The organism is Hyphomonas beringensis, from assembly GCF_000682755.1.
GTDB lineage: Bacteria > Pseudomonadota > Alphaproteobacteria > Caulobacterales > Hyphomonadaceae > Hyphomonas > Hyphomonas beringensis.
In genome coordinates this window covers 52658-72685 of record NZ_AWFF01000054.1, presented here as the reverse complement: position 1 = coordinate 72685, position 20028 = coordinate 52658, and the positions used below count along the sequence as shown (strand labels likewise).

Sequence of the window (20028 nt, the reverse complement as noted above, 5' to 3'; positions counted from 1 at the left end):
GATGCCAAAAGTTTCTGTTCGCAATCCGAGAACAGGCCGGAATGACTATGAAGTAGAGGCATTCAGCCAGCCGGATGTTTTTGACATTTCTTATAGATTACGTCAGCATCAGGACGACTGGCACAAGTACGGTATTGAAGAACGTGTCATTCGACTGAAGAGATTGGCAACAACTCTTCACCGAAACCTGGATTCAATTTCTGCTGCGCTGGAGCTCGATACTGGCAGACGCCGTATCGCTCGCATGGAAGTTGAGGGTGTTATAGCATCCCTTGAAACATGGACGGCACAGCCCAATACAGCACAGGAGCAAGCCTGGACTAAGGGGAAAAGTAATCCTGCACTAAAGTACCGGTCTCAAAAAGTTCCATATCAGCTTGTCGGCGTGATTAGTCCGTGGAATTTTCCGCTTGTCTTATCCATGATTGATACAATCCCAGCCCTTTTGGCAGGCTGCAGCGTACTGATAAAACCTAGCGAGATTACACCGCGCTTTGTTTCTCCTCTTGCAGAGGCGGTTAAAGAAGCCGGTCTGTCAGATATTCTTGGCTTCGTGACTGGTGATGGAGAAACCGGTAAAGCTCTCATCAATTGCGTTGATGCCATCTGCTTTACAGGGTCAGTAGAAACAGGGAAAAAAGTCGCTCTCCATGCCGCCAGTCGATTAATTCCAGCCTTCCTTGAGCTTGGCGGAAAAGATCCCATGATAGTTCTGGCATCTTCTGATATCGAGCTTTCAACAGATGCCGCTTTAAGAGGCAGCGTTCTTTCAACGGGCCAGGCATGTCAGTCGATCGAGCGCATTTATGTCGCAGAGAGCATATACGAGGCATTTCTGCAGCGACTGGTCCAGAAGGCAAAAACTGTTCGCCTGAATGCCGATGATATCTCTACTGGAGAGCTTGGCCCCATCATTTTTGAGAAGCAAGCCAAGCTTCTTGAGAGTCACATCCGGGATGCTGTGGACAAAGGTGCGGCAGTTCTGATCGGTGGTGAAATACGAAACATCGGCGGGGGCTTATGGATGCAGCCAACGGTACTCAGCGGTGTAACACATAACATGCGTGTAATGACAGAAGAGACTTTCGGACCGATCCTCCCCGTCATGAAATTCAGCACTACAGAAGAAGCCATCGCTTTAGCGAATGACAGTGATTTTGGCTTATCTGCTTCTGTCTTCTCTGGAAGCCTGGAAGAATCCGAGGCCGTTGGTATGGAACTGCAAGCCGGCGCCATCTCACTTAATGATGCGGCGCTGACGTCAGTTTTTCATGAAGCGGAAAAGACATCTTTCAAAGATTCAGGCCTCGGCGGAAGTCGAATGGGTCTCGTAAGCATGGAACGGTTCTTGCGCTCTAAAGCCCTCATCGCAAATACGGGAACGCCTACGCCAATATCGGCATTTTCCGAGGAAAAACTATGAGATCAAATGCAATACGCCTGGTCATGGATGATGAGATTGCTGAGCTTGTCCTCAACAAGCCGGAAAAGAGGAATGCGCTCTCTACGGATATGTGGCAGTCCATACCGGGCATGATTGACGAAGCCGTACAGAATCAAACCACCAAAGTAATTATCATACATGGTGGTTCTGCTGGCGCATTTGCAGCTGGTGCCGATATCTCTGAATTCGAGACCATATATGCGACGCCCGAAAAAGCTGTTCATTCTAGCAAGATAATTGCTGACGCAATTGAGAGCATTACGAAGTGTCCCAAGCCCGTCCTCGCTGCGATTGAGGGCGCCTGTGTGGGGGGCGGGGTCAGCCTCGCACTGGCCGCGGATCTCAGAATTGCCGACCAAAGCGCAAAGTTTGCGATAACGCCCGGGAAACTTGGACTTGCTTATTCTGTAGGCGACACAAGACGGCTCTCAGAAACCGTAGGGCTACCAAATGCAAAGGACATGCTGCTCACAGGCCGTTTAATTGATAGCAATGAAGCTCTCCAAATGGGACTGATCAATCGACTTGTCCCCAAGGGAAGCAGCCTCTCTGCCGCACACCAGATGGCCGAGACTATTGGTGCCCTATCTCAATGGTCAACTCGCGCGACGAAACAAGTCTTTGATGGCTTGTCAGAGGGGTGGACGAACAATAGTCCTCAAGCCCAAAAACTTTTTCTGGATGGTTTCGCAGGTGAGGACTTCACAGAGGGCTTCCAGGCATTTCTTGAAAAGCGTCCAGCGAAGTTCACTTTCAGCTAGTGAACTCATACCCAGGTGGACTGGCAGGAGGTCCGAAAAGTTCCTCCAGGGCAGCGGCTAATTGCAGAGTGTCACAATCCCTAGACTCCGCCGCCATGACCTGAAGGGAAAGCGGCAAGCCATTCTCTGCACTCAGTCCGGCATAAACTGCCGTTGCAGGAAGTGCGGCAAAGTCCGCCCACGCAGTAAAGTCGGCTTGATTTGCGGGGACGCTCGCACCAAATGCAAATGCCTGCTGCGGTGCTGTAGGGGAAATAACGAACTCAACGTCATTGAAAAGGCTGTTGGCGCCGGACCTGACATTACGAAGGTGTTCATAGGCCCATTCAAGCTCAGCAGTTGGTCTCGCTGCCCCCCAGCTTAAAAGTTTTTTGAAGTCTCGACTGAACCCATCAGGGTATTTGGCAATCTGGTCGGAATGAACACTCATCGCTTCGACTTCACTTATCAACAAACCGGCCCGACGCGACTTTCCATAATAGTAAGACGGGGGCGTAATACCTTCAATAAGTATAGCGCCCGCAGCCTTAAGCTTTCTAATTGCTTCGTCGACCCCTGCTCTGACTGCAGCAGTCATCTCTACGTCGCTATTGCCTGTCCAAACTCCAATCCGCACTCCGGAAAGATTCATGGATGACAAAGCGGTTGGATCGCCCCAATCAGCCAGAACATGCATGGATTGCCATAGAAATTCGACCGATCGCGCGAGCGGACCTACATGATCCAATGTATGAGACAAGTAAACCACACCATCGTTCGGAACTATCCCTGTACTAGGCTTATGCCCCTGCACTCCACAATACGCAGCGGGGATACGCACACTTCCCATTGTGTCAGACCCCAAAGCGATATCGCAGAGTCCAGCAGAAACGGCAGAACCTGATCCGCCAGATGAGCCGCCTGGAGTAAATCCTTCGCGCCAGGGATTATACGTTCGGCCATAGAACTCATTATCCGTTGTGGCGCCCAAGGCACCTTCGTGCATGTTTAGGGTGCCAAGAATTACTCCGCCATTCGCACGTATACGGCTTATGACTGTCGCGTCCTTTTGCGCAACACGCTTTTCATATGCGCCAATGCCTGCCGTCCACGGTAACCCCTGTACTGCTATGTTCGACTTTACGCCGTAGCAAAGCCCATCACCGTCAGAACACTCCGACAGATCTAGAAAAGCATTGATCCCAGGATTGTATTGCTCAATCCTGTCTCTATAAGTGCGCTCGCGGCTCACTTGAATCGCTCATCAAGCAGGCGGATGGGTTTTTGACGAATCTCTGTCTGTGTCAGCGGAGCCAATTCGCCCGGTGCGTTAAGCTCCACTCCACAATCGATCCCAATAGTCTTTTTCAGTATTTCCTTGAACCGAGTGACCGTTTCCAGATCTCTTGGGCCATTGACCTCCGCGCAGACAATGAATTCATCTCGCCCTTGCTCATCTCGAACCGCTTTACAGATAAAGTCACCGGCAAAGCTGGAGTCAGCCTCAAGCAACGGCCCCATAGCTTGCGGAAAGATATTGATCCCGCGTATTTTTACCATGTTGTCAGAACGCCCAAGGAACCCTTCTATACGCGTGAAATTCATATCTATGGATGATTTACCCGTTACGACCTTAGTAACATCATGCGTGTTGAAACGGATAATAGGGTATACATCATCCTTGTGGATACATGTGCAGACAATGTCGCCAGCTTCTCCATCAGCAACAGGCTTTCCTGTGTCGATGTCACAAACTTCGACAAACTGCCCATCTTCCATTACATAAAGACCGTCTCTATCCGGACCTTCTCCGGCAATGATGCCTGTATCCCCAACTCCATACCAATCATAGCAATCAACGCCCCCCCATGATTGCGATAGGGTTTCTTTGTCTTCCCTTCCCAAATGGCCGGATATCATGCGGATATTAAGATCCTTTACCGGATCGATGCCCTGTTCAATGGCGACTTTTGCCAGCTTCTTTATATAATCAGCGAAGCCTACAATGACAGTGGCTCCAAAATCACGCATAAGTTCAACCTGTCGTGCAGATCGTGTTTCAACACCAGTGCCCGCAGACATGAAAATGGCATTCGTCCAATGAGTTACCGCTTCACGTACATAGTGCCCGCCATTGATCATGCCATGGCCATAAACTGAGTGGACGATGTCATCAGGTCGGAGCCCTTGAAATTGATACAAGCGCCCAAGCATCAGATTTTGAACCTCACGCGATTTTGCCCCAAAGAGCAGAACCTGCGGATTCCCAGTTGTTCCAGAAGTCGTGTGCATAATGACAGGAGGCCGGCCACTGCCCGTCCCTTCCAGACCACCGAAATCACCAAAAGGAGGATTTGCATCAATCGATGCCATGATGTCGGACTTGTCAAACATAGGCAGTTCGGAAAGTGTGTCCAATCCTCTGATATCCCCTGGCTCGATACCTGCGTTTCCCCAGAGTCGCTGATAGAATGGGATCTGCCAGGCACGCTCAACACACCGTACAAAGAGTTTATCTTGGTGTGCTCTGATCTCATCTCGACTTTTCTTGCCAAACTTTACGAAGTCATCGCCAATTGGGTGCTCTGTACGGAGCTGATCCCAGTTTATAGCCTCGTGGTACATGTTATGTTTCATGATTAAATATCCTTTCCAGCCGCGAGGCGAGAGAGTTGTGAAGTATCTTTTACGGTTTCGAGATTGCTGATCCGCTCAATCAGCTTTGCAGCCACACTTTCTGCTGTTTCTTCCCCAATGCCGAACTTCAAACAGGTCTTGAACTTCAGAAGACAGGCTTGTCTATCCAAGGGAGAGGCAGGTGAGCCATAAAGAGACGATATGTCCGCGTTGATCAGTTGACCGTCCGTCAGGACAGCCTCTGCGACTTGAGGAGTGAAAGCCGCCGGGTTAGGTGTCCCGTCGTCTATCACCGATATGCGTTTGGCAAGTGCGAAGGTTTCTGCGTCAGACAATGCGGGGCGGCTATAATCATCAAGCCCAACCTTGCCCTTCTTCAGAGTCACAGCACCTAGATACTGGAAGCATAGACGCGCATAGCTGACACTCATATCATTCTGTATAGGGCGGCCAACAAGGCGGTGTATAATGGGGGGCGCGACAAGTTTGAGAGTTTCAAGATTCTCCGCTGTCACACCTTGTTGCATCAGCTTTTGAATCAAGACTATGCCGCCATGCGCAGCACGCCCTGTTGGGAAGGGTTTATGGCTGACCTCGGCAATGCGCCACACTTTCTGGAATGTTTGGACTACCGGACCAAGATCGGCCTCTTCTTCAAAAAGGGTCAGATATCCATATGGTCCGTCAAGGCTGTCTTGCGCCCCCTGAATGCCTGCCGATGCCAAGTCTGCTGCCATTACGGCACTGCGTGCACCATTGGCGACTTGCAAAGCCAAAGAGGGAAGCCCTTCTACATGTGCCTGCATTGTACCTGAACAGAACGCCAAGGCATGCCCAAGCGCGCTTTTAGTCTCGATAGGAGAGAAGGATCTCAGCCTGGAAATTGCCAGCACCGCACCAAACAGGCCAGCATTGGCCGGCCGAAAAAATCGAATAGGGCTGGAAACAGCAACTCCCAACCCTGCGGCAAGGTCAACAGCAATAACAATTGCCACTATAAGGTCTTTACCGTTTACTGATTTTTTCGAAGCCTCGATCTCAGCCATGACGGCAGCCAATATCACTGCCATCGGATGGACTACAGCTGGCTCGTGTACACAGTCATATTCCTGGCAGTGTATTTGAAATGCATTCACGAAGGCGGCATTCGCAGCACTCTGCAAGCTCGCGCCGCGCCCCCAGGTATGAGCATCATAACCTACACCCCACCCGCCGACGCAGCTCCTGACTATTGAGGTGATTGATGCGCTTGCTCCGGCAATACCTACACCAAAGCTGTCCAGTAGAAAGGTTTTCACCTTTTCAACTACGTCTACTGGTATGTCCCCAAACTGTGTATGAAGGCCATGTTTTACAATTAGGTCGATATTGCTGGCCATTACAGCATCTCCAGCAAGTTCGTGAGAAGTTCAGGCACTGGGCTACCGGCAAGCTGAACTATCTGACGAGCATTTTCCAAAGTGATCCCAGCATGCACCATCAGTACACATGACTTCTCGTCAATTTCTTGTGGGCTCAGTGGATTTTCTGGATCACCTAGCGCGTCAGCAGCCTCAGCACTGGCGACCATACTACCTTGAGAAAACAATTGAATTCCTGCACCATAACGCTGCGGATAGTCGGATTCAAAAGGGTCACCAGAAACAACAGAAACTTTATCCCGGTATCTTTTAAAATCCGGATTCTGAATCGCGGTTGAGTCAAAATCCTGAATTTCCGGTTTCCCCTTGGCAAGCACAACGCTAACACTATGATGCAGGGAGAATTTTGCTTCTATCGTAGAGGCAGGGTTTGGCTTGTCGCAAAATTTAATCGCATCTGGATAAGTCGTGATCCTGATTTCATCTACTTTCTCGAGATCGAAACCACTTTCATAAATAGCTAGCGCCGCGTCTATTGCAGCATGAGCGTGACGGCAGGCAGGCCATGGCTTGAAGCTGACCTGATGAATGAGCCAATCCACATCGTAGGATTTCAGGATAACAGACGGGTCTCCATCCGGGGCACAAGCGGCAAAGAAGCCTTGCTCCCCTTCAAGCACGGACAAAGGTCCCTTGAATCCAGAGGCTGCCAATCTCGCTGCATCAAGCCCAGCTCTTGCAGCATGAGATGTATGCAACTGCTTGCCCATGCTTTGCGGCTCGTGGCGAGTTTGCCACAGGCCGGCAGCCTGGCTCATCGCAAGAGAAAGGGCATGTGCCGTCTTCAAATCATCCAAACCCAGCAAACGAGAGCATGCAGCCGCTGCACCGATGGCGCCACACGTCCCGGTCGTGTGCCACATGCCATAATGGGCAGGACCTGTCGCACGGCCCAAGCGTATGGTGGCTTCATACCCAATGACAATCGCCTCAAATAGTTTAGGCAGAAGTTTAGGTTGATCTGCACAAAGAGCAAGAGCGGCAGGTATAATTGTGGGCCCAGGATGGAGAATAGCCCTTTTATCGACATCATCCATCTCAAGAATATTGCCGAACGCGCCCCAGCGAAAAGCTAGGCCTGACGCGCCCGGGAACTCCACACTTCGCACAATACTGCCCGCAGTCTCATTTCTGCCAGCTGCGGCACATCCAATCCAATCGACCAGATGGCAACTTGCTCTTGCCGTTGTCGCCTCATCTACATCTCTCAGAAGCAAAGCCGCCAGAGATTCAATCAACAAAGGGGAGGTCATTTGTCCGGACATATTCTCTGTTTAGCATTTTGACAGCATAAGAAAAGCCACTATTTGAAACTGACCTCAGCGTTTGTGGAATTGTTCGCAAAGGGTTCTTTACTGGATGTTTTTTGTACATCAGAAAAATCGTTTTGGTTTTGCGACTTAAAGAAATGCTATACTTCAGCCAGCAAGGACCGGAGCCAAAATTATGAGCGAACAATCAATCCCGCGTTACCGCATACTTGCCAAACAATTGAAGAATGACATCTTGTCAGGGCGGCTAAAGCCCGGAGATCAGCTTCATACCGAACTTGAGCTCTGTGAGATTCACGACATCTCAAGGCACACAGCTCGCGAGGCCCTCCGCTTGCTCTCCGAAGACGGCCTGATTGCTCGGCGCCGGGGGGCAGGCACCATTGTTGCAGAAATCAACGCGCCAGCTTTTGCCCAACCAATTGGCGACTTCGAATCCATTCTTAAGTATGCCCGCGACGCGCATTTTGAACTGGACACCAACCGCCCTGCCACTAGCAAGGAAATCGCAGATATAGGCCTGAAAGGGTCATATTACCGCTATGATGGCCTGAGAAGGCAAGCCGCCTCGCCCCCGCTTGCTCTCACGGTCATCTTTGCACTCGCAAAACTAGCCCCTGATGCTGCAACAGTAAAAGCACTGGATACGTCAATATCGGAATGGATTGAGCGAACACACTCTGTTGTCGTCAACAAAGTTACCCAGCGTATGGAAGCCGTCGCCCTAAGAAATACCGAGGCAAAAAAGCTGAAAGTAGAAAAAGGCTCCCCTGCCCTTGCTACGACGCGAACGTATCATGACGCATCAGGACGCGTCATCCTCTACTCTCACAGCCTGCATCCAGCCGGCCGATTTGTATATGAATTTCAGTTAGATCGTACCCGATCTTAATCTACACGCTTCTCATCACAGAGTGTTCGCCGGAAAAGCGAACCATCGCGAAACCAATGCCAGGTTCGAGCGCGCTGCCGTCCAGTAGCCCCCATGGCGATGATTTCAAAGAAGTGGGCGCCCGGTTCGTCCTTTCTCTGCAGGTTTAACAGAAGTAACCCATCATGGGTCTCCCAGCTACTCCCTGAAAAAGTGGGCGTATCATACCAAATCCGATCCCCCCTTATGATGCCTTCAAAAGAATCTTCTCTTGTATGTCCGTCATCCCACTCGAAGAAGATGTGCTGCCTATAGAAAACGTCACCACTCTCGGGAAATTCACAGACCACCCGAGACTTATGCGCATCCACAATTTGCGCTGCAAGATCGAGATGTGTGTATGTCCCCTCCCATATGCCTTGATGAGCGCGCGTCGCCTGAAACATATCTTGCATTAGATCGTTCCTTTGGCCTTCAAGCTCGAAACCTGCTCCACGGTAAAGCCAAGACTCTGTACTATTTGCTCAGAATGCTGACCATACTCTGGAGTAACAGGCCGAAGCTCAGCCGGCTCGAACCTGAACTTTATAGGCGGCCCTATATGGCGGTTACCATTCGCATCCGTACACACCATACCCCGCTCCCCTGTGAACGGATCATCGAATGCCTCCATCAGGCTTCTCACCCAACTCCAGCAACAATCCACATCGGCGAGAAACTCTTTCCAGTATGCCAAAGTGCTACCCGAAAAGGTATCCCTGAAGAAGTCCCGCAAAGGAGCCTGAGCAGGCCCTGGCGGTAGTTTCGCGTATGACAGCAGATCTTCCCTTTGCAAGGCAGCGAGAAGATTTGCGGCAAACTTCACTTCACTACCACCCAGAATAATATATTCGTCATCGGAAGTACGGTAGAGATTGTACATGGCACTGCCACCAAAGCTTCGCATATCCTTTGGGGAGGGTGCGCGACCTTCGGCAAAAGTTGGCCCAAGTACATTGGGAGTCCAAGCAATCGCAGCATCAAACATGGAAAGGTCAATATACTCACCCGCATTTGTTTTCTCGCGGCGATAAAGTGCCATCAATACTGCCGACAGCGCCGTGAGTGAGGCTGCTGCATCAGCAAAAGGAATATGTGGCATGGCGGGCAGATTATCCTGGCCCCTATTGAGATCAACCAAACCCGCAAACCCCTGAACTGACACATCATGCGCTGGCTTCTGCGCCAGCGAAGCATCTTGCCCAAATGCGGAAATTGAACAGTAAACAAGACGCGGATTGATGCGAGACAAAGTTTCATAATCAACGCAGAGCCGTTTTACGACACCTGGCCGGAATGCCTCCACGAAAACATCTGCCTCACGCGCGAGCGCATGCAGCACGGCGAGCCCATCCGGGTCCTTTAGATTGAGCTTCAGGCTTCGTTTCCCGCGAGCCACGTTGCGAAACCAGACAGACACGCCATCCGGCGTCTTCTCCCCAATATCGCGCACTGGCTCACCCAAACCATTTGCGGGCTCAACCATTATCACGTCAGCCCCATGATCAGCCATGGTCATGGTCATGTGCGGTCCGGGCAAAAACGCGGACAAATCGATAACTTTCAGTCCGTCTAACTTCACTTCAGCAACTCATCATTATGCTCGCCCATCATGGGCGCGCGGCTGGATCTTGCACGTTCACCGTTCACACGAAACGGAGACGCAAGCGTCCTAAGCCCGTTCGCCATACTTGGATGCTCAACCGTTTCGATCATTCCGATTGCCTCTGCATAGGGACTATCAAGCGCGCCCGCGAGATCCAGTACAGGCGCGAATGGCACCTTTCCACCCAGTATTTCCATCCACTCAGCTGTTGTGCGTTCCGACAGAATTTCATCAATTCGTTTTGTCAGTGCCTCAATGTTTTCACGACGCGCATGGACAGTCGCGAACCTGGTGTCCGAAGTCAGAACTTCATCGCCAGTTATGGCGCAAAAGACATTCCAGAACTTCGGAGTCTGACACATCAGCAGCCCCCAGCCGTCCTTTGTCTTGAATAATTGTGAGGGCGCTATTGAGGGATGCGCCCCACGCGTAAGGCGCTCTGTTTTGTGCGCTTCGTTCAAGTACCAGGTAGCCGGATAAGATGTCTGATGCAGCGCCGTATCGAACAGACAAACATCTACATCACACCCCTCTCCCGTACGCATCACACCGATTATACCCGCCAGCAGCGATGTCGCGAGATGGCTGCCTGTATGGAAATCGACCATTGAAAGGCCGGAGCGGACCGGAGGGCCATCAGGCTCCCCTGTCATCATCATGAAGCCTGCTTCTGCCTGCATGAGATAATCATAGCCTGGCCAGGCCGCACGCTCCGTGCCACGGCCATATGCAGACAGGTGCGCGCAAACGATTTTTTTGTTCGTCTGCTTTAGCGCTTCATATGTCAGCCCCAGCTTTTCAGGCTGATCACCACGTAAATTATTCGCAACCGCATCGGCAGTTGCGACAAGCTTGTGAAGGGCCGCTCTTCCATCTTCAGACTTCAAATCCAGACACACAGACTTCTTTCCTTTCGAAAATGTCTGAAAGAACTGGCTATCACCCTCTCCGATGGTGAAGGGGCCCACCGAGCGCGAAACATCGCCCCCGCGGGCTTTATCTTCAATCTTGATAACTTCAGCACCAAGATCAGCGAGCAGCATTGTGCCATATGGACCCGCACCATACTGTTCAACTGAAAGGATACGAACGCCTTTAAGGGGTAAAGCCATTAGACGGGATTCCGCTTCACGAGTTGTTTGGCGATGATGATGCGTTGCATTTCATTCGTACCTTCCCCAATGCACATGAGTGGCGCGTCACGGAATAGCCGTTCGATGGGATATTCCTTTGAGTAACCGTAGCCACCATGGATGCGCATTGCTTCAGTGGCACAATACAGCGCAGCCTCGGAAGCAAAATACTTCGCCATTCCCGCTTCCATGTCTACACGTTGACCAAGATCAAAAAGCCGCGCAGCATCTTCCACGAGCAACTCAGCAGCCCTTGTTTTAGCGGCCATCTCGCCGAGTTTCAGTTGAATGGCCTGATGCTCGGAAATGGGTTTTCCCATCGTTTTCCGTGACTGCGCATAGGCAACAGATTCCCTCAAGGCACGTTTGGCAATACCAACGGAACGCGCAGCAACATTGATACGGCCAATTTCCAGCCCGCCTGTCGCCATGTAGAAGCCCTTGCCTTCTTCACCGCCCACAAGGCTGAGGTCTGCGCTGCACTCATAATCATTATAAATGAGTTCGCCGGAGTCGATGCCCTTGTACCCCAGCTTTTCGAGCTTCTTTCCGTTTCTGACACCAGGCAGATGGTCATCCGTATCAGGCGCTGTTTTCGTTTGCGTAATCAGCATAGACATTCCCTGATAGCGCGGTTCTGCGCTAGGGTCAGTCTTGACCAGAAGGGCAACACAATTGCCTTGAATCGCGTTGGATATCCACGTCTTGGCGCCTTCGACGACATATTTGTCGCCGACCCTTTTTGCACGCGTCGTAATGGCTTGAAGATCTGTACCGGCATTAGGCTCTGTTAGGGCAAGCCCACCGCGGATTTCGCCAGTAGCGAACTTTGGCAGCCAATATTCTTTTTGCCGTTGGGTTCCGAACTTCTGGACAATCGTTGCCATCATGAGATGGGAGTTGAAGATCCCGCTCAGGCTCATCCACTCTTCCGCGATGAGCGTGACAACCCTTGAATAGGTTGAAGCCGATAGGCCCAAACCGCCGTATTCCTCATCAATGATCGCCCCAAAAAGGCCAAGTTCCTTCATGTCCTCTACAAGGTCATGAGGGTATTCGTCGTCATGCTCCAACCGCATCGCAACTGGTTTGACTTTTTGATTGAGCCACTTCCCGATGGCATCTAGAATCAGGCGATCATCTTCACTCAGATTATCTGTCATGTCGGGACCTCAATAATTTCCAACTTTGTCTTCGACGGCGTTTCCGCGCGAAGGGATGAGCATGTTCCGCTTGAATGTGCAGACCATCTTGCCGTCCTGATTGAAACCGCGAGTTACGATAGTGACGATCCCCTGGCCTGGACGGGACTTGCTTTCACGTTTCCCGAGGACTTCACTTTCGCCGTAAATGGTATCGCCCGCAAACACAGGGGCTGTGAATTTGACTTCGTCCATACCCAGATTAGCAACCGCCTTCTGACTGCAATCCGTAACACTCATACCGATCAAAAGCGCGAGCGTGTAAGGACTAACAACGAGATTTCGCTCAAATTCGCTCGCCTTGGCAAACTCGGTATCAAAATGCATCGGGTGAGTATTCAGCGTCAGCAGAGTGAAGAGATGATTGTCGTAATCCAGCACCGTTTTACCAGGACGATGCTCGTAAATATCGCCTTCAGAAAAATCTTCGAAATAGCGGCCAAAGGTTTCGCGGTATCGGTTGGGGCCAACCTCTTTTATATTTTGAACCATATTTTGTCTCCGTTTATGTCAGGCACTGGCCAGTACGCGTTGCGCAGCTAGAATAATGGGGCGGTCAACAAGCTTGCCTCGGTGGAGCACAGCCCCACCTTGCGAAGCCTTCAATGCTTCGATGATGGCTTCAGCCTCAGCGACTTCTTGTTCAGTTGGCGTGAAGACTGTTTTCACAACCTCTACTTGCTTTGGATGAATGCATGCGCGCCCCGAAAAACCAAAAGCCTTGACCCGGCTTGTCGTATCACGCAGGCCGTCCTCATCGGCAACATCCAGGAATGGAACATCATAGGCTGGCACGCCTGCAGATCCACAAGCACTGGCGATGACACCTCTCGCGTAATTCATGGCAGAGGGATCAGACAAATCTGCCCCAAGACTCGCAGAGAAATCAGCGCCGCCAAAAAGCACCCCCATGGTGCTCTTAGTCGCTATGTCCATGGCATGTGAAAGGCCTCTGCCACTTTCGATAACAGCCATGAGCTTTTTGCTACCAAGCGCTTCGCTTACGATTTCTATGTCCGTGCCTGTTTCGGCTTTCGGCACCATTATGAAGTCAGGCGTAACGCCAGACACCACAAGCTCGGCAATGTCCGCACACCCATCTGCGGTACGAGGCGAGTTGATCCGGAGACCGGCTCGTGTCGAAGAGGGTGCATTGGCCAGCCATTCGAGTGCAGCTTCCCGCGCAGTCGACTTTTGCTCAGGCAGCACAGCATCTTCCAAATCGATGATGATTGTATCAGCACCTGTGGCGACAGCTTTGTCGAAACGGTCCGGTCTCGCTCCAGGTACGAAAAGAAGGGATCTGAATATGGCGGTCACTTCATTCTCCAAAGTTTGTCCGGACAAATTAGTATGGTTATATCATTTGGGTCAAACGCATTTCTCTCAATTCAACAAAAAAGGCGCAGTCACCTGCGCCCTTTTTAAGTTTTTAGCTATCCAGCAACCACTTAGTTAGGAGCGGGCACATTCTCGGCGAAATGTTTTGCGATGTCCTCGCGCTTGGCAACCCAGACATCCTCAAACGTCGCAACATAGTCCAGGAAAGCCCGGAAAGCATCAATTCGACCTGGCCGACCAATAATCCGAAGGTGCAACCCCAGGCTCATCATTCGAGCCCCCTGGCCTTTCGATTCCTCTCTCAGGAAATCGAACGTACGCTTTGCATAGTCCAGCCACATCTCAGGCGTGAAAGATGGCGCAATCCAGAACTTCATATCATTTGTGTCTATCGCATAAGGCAGAATAACGATTGGCTTCTGACTACCGTCTTCCATCTCTGTGAGCGCCCAATACGGGAAATCATCAGAGTAGTCATCCATGTGATACGAATACCCCTGCTCAATAATGATCCGGCGGGTAATATCCGAATGGAGATAACGTGACAGCCAGCCTGACGGTCGGCGGCCCGTCGTCTTCTCAATAGATTCTGTGCCGCGTTTAATGAAATCCCGCTCTTCCTCAGGCGTCATGAAAGTGGTGAAGTTCCACTTGTAGCCATGATTGCAGGGCTCATCCCCACGCGCAGTAATCGCCTTGGCAAGCCACGGTGCTTTTTCGAGCGCCTGACCGCAAACGGTCCATGTGGCAGGCATTTTTGCCTTATCGAGAATTCGCAATATGCGAGGGGCACCCTGGTTGATTCCATACTGATAATTGGTTTCGTTCCCGTGCACACGTATAGGTTTTCCAGGCACAGCACCGAGTTCATCCACTGGCTCAGGACGCTTGTCGCCCTCATCAATCCGGCGCTCCGCGCCTTCCTCAACATTGACGACAATCGACAAGGCAAGCTTCTTGCCGCCAGGCCACGCAAAATCCTTTGGTGCAGGATCACTTGGCAAATTCATTTTGGTTTATCCTTACTCGCCATACTGGGCGCGTTGTTACGTATGTCTCGCTCGAGAGCCGTCAGTGGGGCTCCTCGCCTCCTGAGACATTCATGCTTTCAGCGGTGATGTATGCAGCTTCTTCAGAGCATAGCCACGAGACAGCATTTGCCGTGTCTTCAGGCAAACCAGGACGCCCCAAAGGAATACGTTTGGCCATGGCCTCCATATAGTCCTGTACGGATGAAGCCCCGGTCACTTTGGCAAAATACTCGTTCTGCCATGCACCCAATCCGGTTGTAACGTGATTAGGGCAAACATTATTAACCGTTACGGCATGGGCGCCAAGCTCAATAGCTGCCGACCTGACCAGTCCGACCAAACCATGCTTGGAGCTTGTATAGGCCTGCGCATGCGGAAAGCCTGACTTTGCCGCTTGGGAGGCAATATTGATAATCCGGCCGCCTCTGCCCTGTTTGACCATGTGCTCCGCCGCCGCCTTGATACCAAAAAAGGCTCCGGTGAGATTTACGTCGATAACGGCACGCCAGTCCGATTCCGTAACATCCAGCAATGGCTTCATAATGTAGCCAATACCGGCATTGTTTACCCAGATGTCGAGTCCGCCATGCGTGCTTGCCGCATGAGCGGCCAAAGCGCGAACTTCCTCAAGGCTTCGAACATCACACGTCTTGCACGAGACAGTGGCTCCCAGACCACGCAGGTCTTCCGCAATGCTCTCCATCTCCTCGTTGAGGCCAATATGATCAGCTGTTGTTGCCGTATCACGTGGTGCCCCCAGGTCTGACAAGACGATTTCGGCGCCGTCATTTGCCAGCCTTCGCGCAATGGCTTCGCCTAAACCTCCGCGTCGACCAGAGCCAGTAATTACCGCGACTTTGCCTCTAAGGCGCTTTTCCATAGCAGCCTCCTAGCCCAGCTTTTCTGTGAGAATGAAGAACAGGTCGGATGTCATGGCCTGAAATTCCGCCGCAATCGCTTGCATGGCTTCGGTACTCACCTCTCCACCAAAACCTTCCATGTCATTCACATCGATTATCTCAATATACTTATAAGGAGGCGCTTGGTCGGAACCTATAAGTCCCGCAGATCTATAGACCTCAAATTGATCCACAGACCCGAGCCCATTCACAGTAGGAATATCCTTGGACTTTGCCCACGCCTCATATTCTTTCACCGAACAATCAGGCTTCAAATTGAACAATACGACTATTTTTTGCGCCATTTAGGTAATCTCCCCTACTGGATAAGGCCAAACAATGGTATATCATTTAAATCTCAATGAAAGCCCCCTATAAGAATATCTCTCAGTTTGGGGTAATCATCTTCGAGGAAAGGATCGGTAATGGCTGACACTCAGTATACTCAAGAAAGAAAGCCCCAATATGAGGGCCCCCCTGACTACCGCGTTGCCGGACAGCATGGCATGTACCCCAATGTCAGCCATGATGAATCTGCACGCTTCAATTTCCTTGCACAGATGAACCGCCATCTTTCCACACAAGTCATGCCCTTTATCGGGAAGGCATATGAAGCTCGCATTGAGCCTGAGCGCATCAAGACTGAGGGCAAGCCTTTCGCTTCGCGTCATGAAGTACGCAAAGCGCTCGCGAAAGATCCAATTTGGCAATGGTGGTCTGCCCTACGCCGCGCCACGATGGAATCCCGCCAGCAGGCAGGTCGCTGGGTCGTTTTGCGTCAGGCTGACGAACTGAATACGAAAGCCGCCGATCTCACAAATTCAGACCCTCGCCTGTTGCTGGATAGTAAGCTGCCTCTTCCTAGGGGTGTGGAGGCGATTGACCATCACTGCATGCCTGGCAGCTACCATACTGAGCTGGTTGAAGGCGATATCACTGGCCCGGCAAATTATGACATCGGTCTGTTTGCAACGACAGGGGGCATGTTGGGGCTGTATAATGATGGCGGCGGCAAAGCCGTTGCAGAGTGGGTCCGCAAAAACCTCGGTGAAGATTTCAAGCCTAAGCGCATTCTGGATATAGGCTGCGGACTCGGTCATAACGTACTTCCGCTGGCAGAAGCCTTCCCGGAGGCAGAAGTTATCGGGATTGATGTGGGCGCCCCCATGCTGCGCTATGGACTGGCCCGCGCCAAATCCATGGGCATTGAAAATGTCAAATTCATTCAAGGCGATGCCGCAGATCTGAGCAGTTTCGATGACGAAAGCTTTGACTGGGTTCAGTCAACAATGTTCCTGCACGAAACCAGTTACAAGACCATGCCGCACATCTTCAGCGAATCTTTCCGTGTACTGAAAAATGACGGGATTGTTCTGCATGTTGAACAGCCGCAATATGACAGCAGCATGTCCTTGTTTGAGCAAGCCATGCGTGACTGGGATGCATTCTATAACAATGAACCATTCTGGACAAAAATGCATGAAGTGGATCTCGACGACTGGATGATCCGCGCAGGCTTCAAGCAGGACGAGCTCATCCACGGCGGTGTTGCCGCAATTGTAGACAAAGATGTCTTCCCGGACGCAGCTGACGACGACAGCGAAGACTTTGGACGCAAAGCCGCATGGCACGTTGTCGGCGCAAGAAAGAGTGCATAATGAGCAATATAGATCCCATAAAACTCGCCGGCGCTAAAGCCAAAGGCAAGCGTCCATACTTCATGGACAACCCGGATGTCGAACGCCTTACAAATATTGTACTGGTTCTTACGCAAGAATTGGCTGTAACGAGAGAACGTATGGACACGATCGAACGCCTTCTGGAACGGGGGGAGCCTGTGACAAAGGCAGCGATCGAGAGTTTCCGCGCCAGCCGCACTGAAGCAGATGAACGTGGCCTGTGGACCCAGGAATATCTAGCTCGGGTGTTTCGCATTATCCAACAGGAAGGCGAAGCCATTGAAACCGGTGACGAAGCTGAGTCTGAAGAGGTCGCCGACGAACTCGCAGAACGAGCATGATGTTAGTCTGCTTCTAGAAGCAAAAGACTGAAAGAGGCGCCTAATAATTAGGCGCCTCTTATTTTTTCTCACACTGAATTGTCCTCAGTCACCACAATTTGCACCTCGGAAAATGCACGACGCTTTTCCTTCAGCTGCTGATACTCCTGACTGTTCCACATTTCATCAAGGGCCACGCGCGAAGGCCATTTTGAAATAACCACGCTTGTCGCCTCATCGATATCACCTTCAAGGCAAGTCAGATTGGGGCTACGCACGACGTACTCTCCACCTAATTTGGCAGCCAGTTTTGCCGTTGGGATCGCATACTCGGCTACAAATCGCTCGCGATCCTTAATCTTGCACATAACAATCATATAGGCGGCCATACTCATTCCTCATCATTGACAGAGACACACAATATCTAAATGATATATCTTTTAATGTACGTGAAATTTCACGCATAGGTAAAGGTACAAGACGAATGAAGTTGCTCCGCAGCGCTACACTGACTGTGTCAGATATCGAAAGATCTGCCGATCTCTATACAAGCTATCTTGATTATTCCGTGGTTGAACGAGGAACAATTCCTCAGGACCTGGCGGATAGCTGGGACGCTCCTAAAACGGCCGGGGCCAACTATGTCGTGATGCAACCTGCCTCGGGGGCAGATATATTCCTGCGCCTTATCGAGCAGCCAAAGGTCGATGGCTTCAAGGCCCTCAGATCATATGGCTGGAATGCAATCGAGATCTGCGTTGAAGACGTTCTTGCCGCCAACGAGCGCATGAAGGACAGCCCGTTCGAAATCATTGGCCCGCCTCGCGAAATCGACGGACTGCCGGCAATCCATCCGATGCAAGTCAAAGGACCTGACGAAGAGATTGTATATCTTACACAGATCAAATCCGACCTTCCCGCATTTGATTTGCCGAGAGCCGAAGCCGCTATCGACAAACTGTTCATCCTCGTCATGGGATGTTCAGATATGCGCGCATCCAACAAATGGATGGAAGAACATGTCGGAGTTGAAATGGGCCGAGACATGGAAATCGTCTACACCATGCTTGCTGCGGCCTATGATCTGCCTGAGCAGGACATGCATGTCATCTCAACCATGATACACGGTAGAGATGTGTTCCTGGAACTGGACCAGTACCCTGATGCCGCCATTAACCGCCCGCAACTGCCCGGAATGCTGGTTCCTGGGTGCGCCATTGGAACGCTGTGGCACCCTGACTTTGACAGCCTTACAGGCCCATGGATTACAGAACCTGTCGTCCGCGAAGGCCCGATCTACAAGGGTAAACGCGCTGGCACTATGAAAGCGCCGGACGGTACACTCGTTGAAATGGTGGAAAGTTAACCTGCAATGAAACTGATTAGCCTGCGTCACCCTCTGAATTCCAAACCCGTCGCATCGGACTTCGTTGAATTGGATATTCCGACTCCGGAATGTCCTGATCAGGGGATCCTTGTACGCGTCGTACACTTATCGCTCGACCCGTACATTGGCTCACGTCTTCGTGGCAAGCATATGGGAGAAGCGCCACCGACCCCAGGTGTAGAGGCTATTCCCGGAGCAATTGTGGGTGAGGTCGTACAATCAAACCTCGACGGCCTTTCCAAAGGTGACTGGATTCAGTCCATGGAGGGAGGATGGCAGGAATTCGTATCTCTGAAAGAAGGTGCATTTCGAAAGCTCGATCCAACTCAGGCACCTCTAGCCTCTCATGCTGGCGTACTCGGTATGCCGGGCCTCACAGCATGGGCAGGCATCACTCAGCTTGCAAACGTTGGCGAAGGTGACACAGTTCTGGTGAACGCTGCTGCAGGTCCTGTTGGCGGCACTGTTGGCCAGATAGCCCGCATCAAGGGCGCAGAAAGAGTTGTAGGAATTGCCGGAGGGGCTGAGAAGTGCGCCATCGTCACAGACACCTACGGCTTCGACGCCTGTATAGATTACAAGATTGATGGCTGGGAAGCAGAACTCAAAAAGGCTCTGCCTGATGGCTTAAGCATTTTCTTTGAAAATGTTTCCGCAGACATGGCAATCACTGCGCTCGACAATGCTCGCACCTATGCACGTGGCGTACTCTGCGGGCTTGCCGCTGGATATCAGGTCCAAAGTCAGGATAGAGTTCCCAACCCGCTTCCAATGGGCACCATCATCGGTAAGCGCGCACAATTGTTCGGCCTCGTTGTCTATGACTTCTATTCCAAATGGGACGAATTTGCAGGCGAGGCGGGCAAGTGGATTCAAGATGGAAAACTTGCTTTCGCCGAGGATAGAGAAGAAGGCCTCGAGAACGCCCCCGCACTGTTCGAACGCCTCATGAACGGCCAGAACCGCGGGAAAGCTGTTGTGACCGTAAGCCCAGAGAAAGCATAGCT

Annotated in this window: 21 protein-coding genes; 7 read left to right on the top strand and 14 right to left on the bottom strand. The window is 51.4% G+C overall.

All coding sequences use genetic code 11. The features are described from left to right. Nucleotide 1 precedes the first annotated feature (1 nt). Nucleotides 2–1423 carry an aldehyde dehydrogenase family protein gene (locus HY29_RS13220; RefSeq protein ID WP_034797703.1) on the top strand — a complete coding sequence of 474 codons (1422 nt, stop codon included), beginning with the start codon at nucleotides 2–4 and terminating at the stop codon, nucleotides 1421–1423. Further along, nucleotides 1420–2205 carry an enoyl-CoA hydratase/isomerase family protein gene (locus tag HY29_RS13215; RefSeq protein WP_051601507.1) on the top strand — a complete coding sequence of 262 codons (786 nt, stop codon included), beginning with the start codon at nucleotides 1420–1422 and terminating at the stop codon, nucleotides 2203–2205. The genes HY29_RS13220 and HY29_RS13215 overlap by 4 nt, the downstream gene beginning before the upstream one ends. On the opposite strand, the gene HY29_RS13210 is transcribed toward HY29_RS13215, so the two are convergent. The 4 genes from HY29_RS13210 to HY29_RS13195 are packed head-to-tail and all read right to left on the bottom strand — an operon-like array spanning nucleotide 2198 to nucleotide 7507. Beyond that, the gene (locus HY29_RS13210; RefSeq protein ID WP_241765207.1) at nucleotides 2198–3436 is read right to left on the bottom strand and encodes an amidase; all 1239 of its coding nucleotides are present in this window, start codon (nucleotides 3434–3436) and stop codon (nucleotides 2198–2200) included. The two genes, HY29_RS13215 and HY29_RS13210, sit on opposite strands and share 8 nt — an antisense overlap. Beyond that, nucleotides 3433–4821 carry a phenylacetate--CoA ligase family protein gene (locus HY29_RS13205; protein ID WP_034797700.1) on the bottom strand — a complete coding sequence of 463 codons (1389 nt, stop codon included), beginning with the start codon at nucleotides 4819–4821 and terminating at the stop codon, nucleotides 3433–3435. Before HY29_RS13205 ends, HY29_RS13210 begins: the two co-directional genes overlap by 4 nt. Nucleotides 4822–4823: 2 nt before the next feature. Continuing rightward, entirely contained in the window at nucleotides 4824–6200 is a 1377-nt protein-coding gene (locus HY29_RS13200) for an MmgE/PrpD family protein (protein WP_034797699.1), read from the bottom strand. Then, entirely contained in the window at nucleotides 6200–7507 is a 1308-nt protein-coding gene (locus HY29_RS13195; protein ID WP_034797697.1) for an MmgE/PrpD family protein, read from the bottom strand. The genes HY29_RS13200 and HY29_RS13195 overlap by 1 nt, the downstream gene beginning before the upstream one ends. Nucleotides 7508–7688: 181 nt before the next feature. Between HY29_RS13195 and HY29_RS13190 the strand changes: the two genes are divergently transcribed. Then, nucleotides 7689–8405: a GntR family transcriptional regulator gene (locus tag HY29_RS13190; protein ID WP_051601506.1), complete on the top strand. Its 717-nt coding sequence runs from the start codon at nucleotides 7689–7691 to the stop codon at nucleotides 8403–8405. Here the strand turns inward: HY29_RS13190 and HY29_RS13185 are convergent. The 9 genes from HY29_RS13185 to HY29_RS13145 all read right to left on the bottom strand — a co-directional run bounded on the left by HY29_RS13185 (nucleotide 8402) and on the right by HY29_RS13145 (nucleotide 15940). Next, entirely contained in the window at nucleotides 8402–8839 is a 438-nt protein-coding gene (locus tag HY29_RS13185; RefSeq protein WP_034797695.1) for a hypothetical protein, read from the bottom strand. The genes HY29_RS13190 and HY29_RS13185 overlap by 4 nt on opposite strands. Further along, nucleotides 8839–10005 carry a CaiB/BaiF CoA transferase family protein gene (locus HY29_RS13180; RefSeq protein WP_034797693.1) on the bottom strand — a complete coding sequence of 389 codons (1167 nt, stop codon included), beginning with the start codon at nucleotides 10003–10005 and terminating at the stop codon, nucleotides 8839–8841. Before HY29_RS13180 ends, HY29_RS13185 begins: the two co-directional genes overlap by 1 nt. Further along, on the bottom strand, nucleotides 10002–11141 hold the full coding sequence (locus tag HY29_RS13175) for a CaiB/BaiF CoA transferase family protein (protein WP_034797691.1): 1140 nt from the start codon (nucleotides 11139–11141) through the stop codon (nucleotides 10002–10004). Before HY29_RS13175 ends, HY29_RS13180 begins: the two co-directional genes overlap by 4 nt. After that, nucleotides 11141–12325, bottom strand: a complete 1185-nt coding sequence (locus HY29_RS13170) for an acyl-CoA dehydrogenase family protein (RefSeq protein WP_034797689.1) — start codon at nucleotides 12323–12325, stop codon at nucleotides 11141–11143. Before HY29_RS13170 ends, HY29_RS13175 begins: the two co-directional genes overlap by 1 nt. A 9-nt stretch (nucleotides 12326–12334) precedes the next feature. Further along, nucleotides 12335–12856, bottom strand: coding sequence for a MaoC family dehydratase (locus HY29_RS13165; RefSeq protein WP_034797688.1), 522 nt, complete (start codon nucleotides 12854–12856; stop codon nucleotides 12335–12337). A gap of 18 nt (nucleotides 12857–12874) precedes the next feature. Then, entirely contained in the window at nucleotides 12875–13684 is an 810-nt protein-coding gene (locus HY29_RS13160; protein WP_034797799.1) for an HpcH/HpaI aldolase/citrate lyase family protein, read from the bottom strand. A gap of 131 nt (nucleotides 13685–13815) precedes the next feature. After that, nucleotides 13816–14715, bottom strand: coding sequence for a polysaccharide deacetylase family protein (locus HY29_RS13155; RefSeq protein ID WP_034797686.1), 900 nt, complete (start codon nucleotides 14713–14715; stop codon nucleotides 13816–13818). Nucleotides 14716–14776: 61 nt separating this feature from the next. Continuing rightward, a complete protein-coding gene (locus tag HY29_RS13150; protein ID WP_034797684.1) occupies nucleotides 14777–15616 on the bottom strand; it encodes an SDR family NAD(P)-dependent oxidoreductase in 840 nt (279 codons plus the stop codon). A gap of 9 nt (nucleotides 15617–15625) precedes the next feature. Beyond that, complete coding sequence (locus HY29_RS13145) at nucleotides 15626–15940, bottom strand: REDY-like protein HapK (RefSeq protein WP_034797682.1); 315 nt, start codon at nucleotides 15938–15940, stop codon at nucleotides 15626–15628. 120 nt (nucleotides 15941–16060) lie between these two features. On the opposite strand from HY29_RS13145, the gene HY29_RS13140 reads away from it, so the two are divergent. Both HY29_RS13140 and HY29_RS13135 read left to right on the top strand, forming a co-directional pair. Beyond that, nucleotides 16061–17293: a class I SAM-dependent methyltransferase gene (locus HY29_RS13140; RefSeq protein WP_034797680.1), complete on the top strand. Its 1233-nt coding sequence runs from the start codon at nucleotides 16061–16063 to the stop codon at nucleotides 17291–17293. After that, a complete protein-coding gene (locus tag HY29_RS13135; protein WP_034797678.1) occupies nucleotides 17293–17655 on the top strand; it encodes a hypothetical protein in 363 nt (120 codons plus the stop codon). Before HY29_RS13140 ends, HY29_RS13135 begins: the two co-directional genes overlap by 1 nt. 68 nt (nucleotides 17656–17723) lie before the next feature. Here HY29_RS13135 and HY29_RS13130 read toward each other — a convergent pair whose 3' ends face one another. Then, entirely contained in the window at nucleotides 17724–18023 is a 300-nt protein-coding gene (locus tag HY29_RS13130) for a DUF1330 domain-containing protein (RefSeq protein WP_034797677.1), read from the bottom strand. A gap of 95 nt (nucleotides 18024–18118) precedes the next feature. Between HY29_RS13130 and HY29_RS13125 the strand changes: the two genes are divergently transcribed. Beyond that, nucleotides 18119–19000, top strand: coding sequence for a VOC family protein (locus HY29_RS13125; protein WP_034797676.1), 882 nt, complete (start codon nucleotides 18119–18121; stop codon nucleotides 18998–19000). Nucleotides 19001–19006: 6 nt separating this feature from the next. Next, the gene (locus tag HY29_RS13120; RefSeq protein WP_034797675.1) at nucleotides 19007–20026 is read left to right on the top strand and encodes an MDR family NADP-dependent oxidoreductase; all 1020 of its coding nucleotides are present in this window, start codon (nucleotides 19007–19009) and stop codon (nucleotides 20024–20026) included. Nucleotides 20027–20028 lie beyond the last annotated feature (2 nt).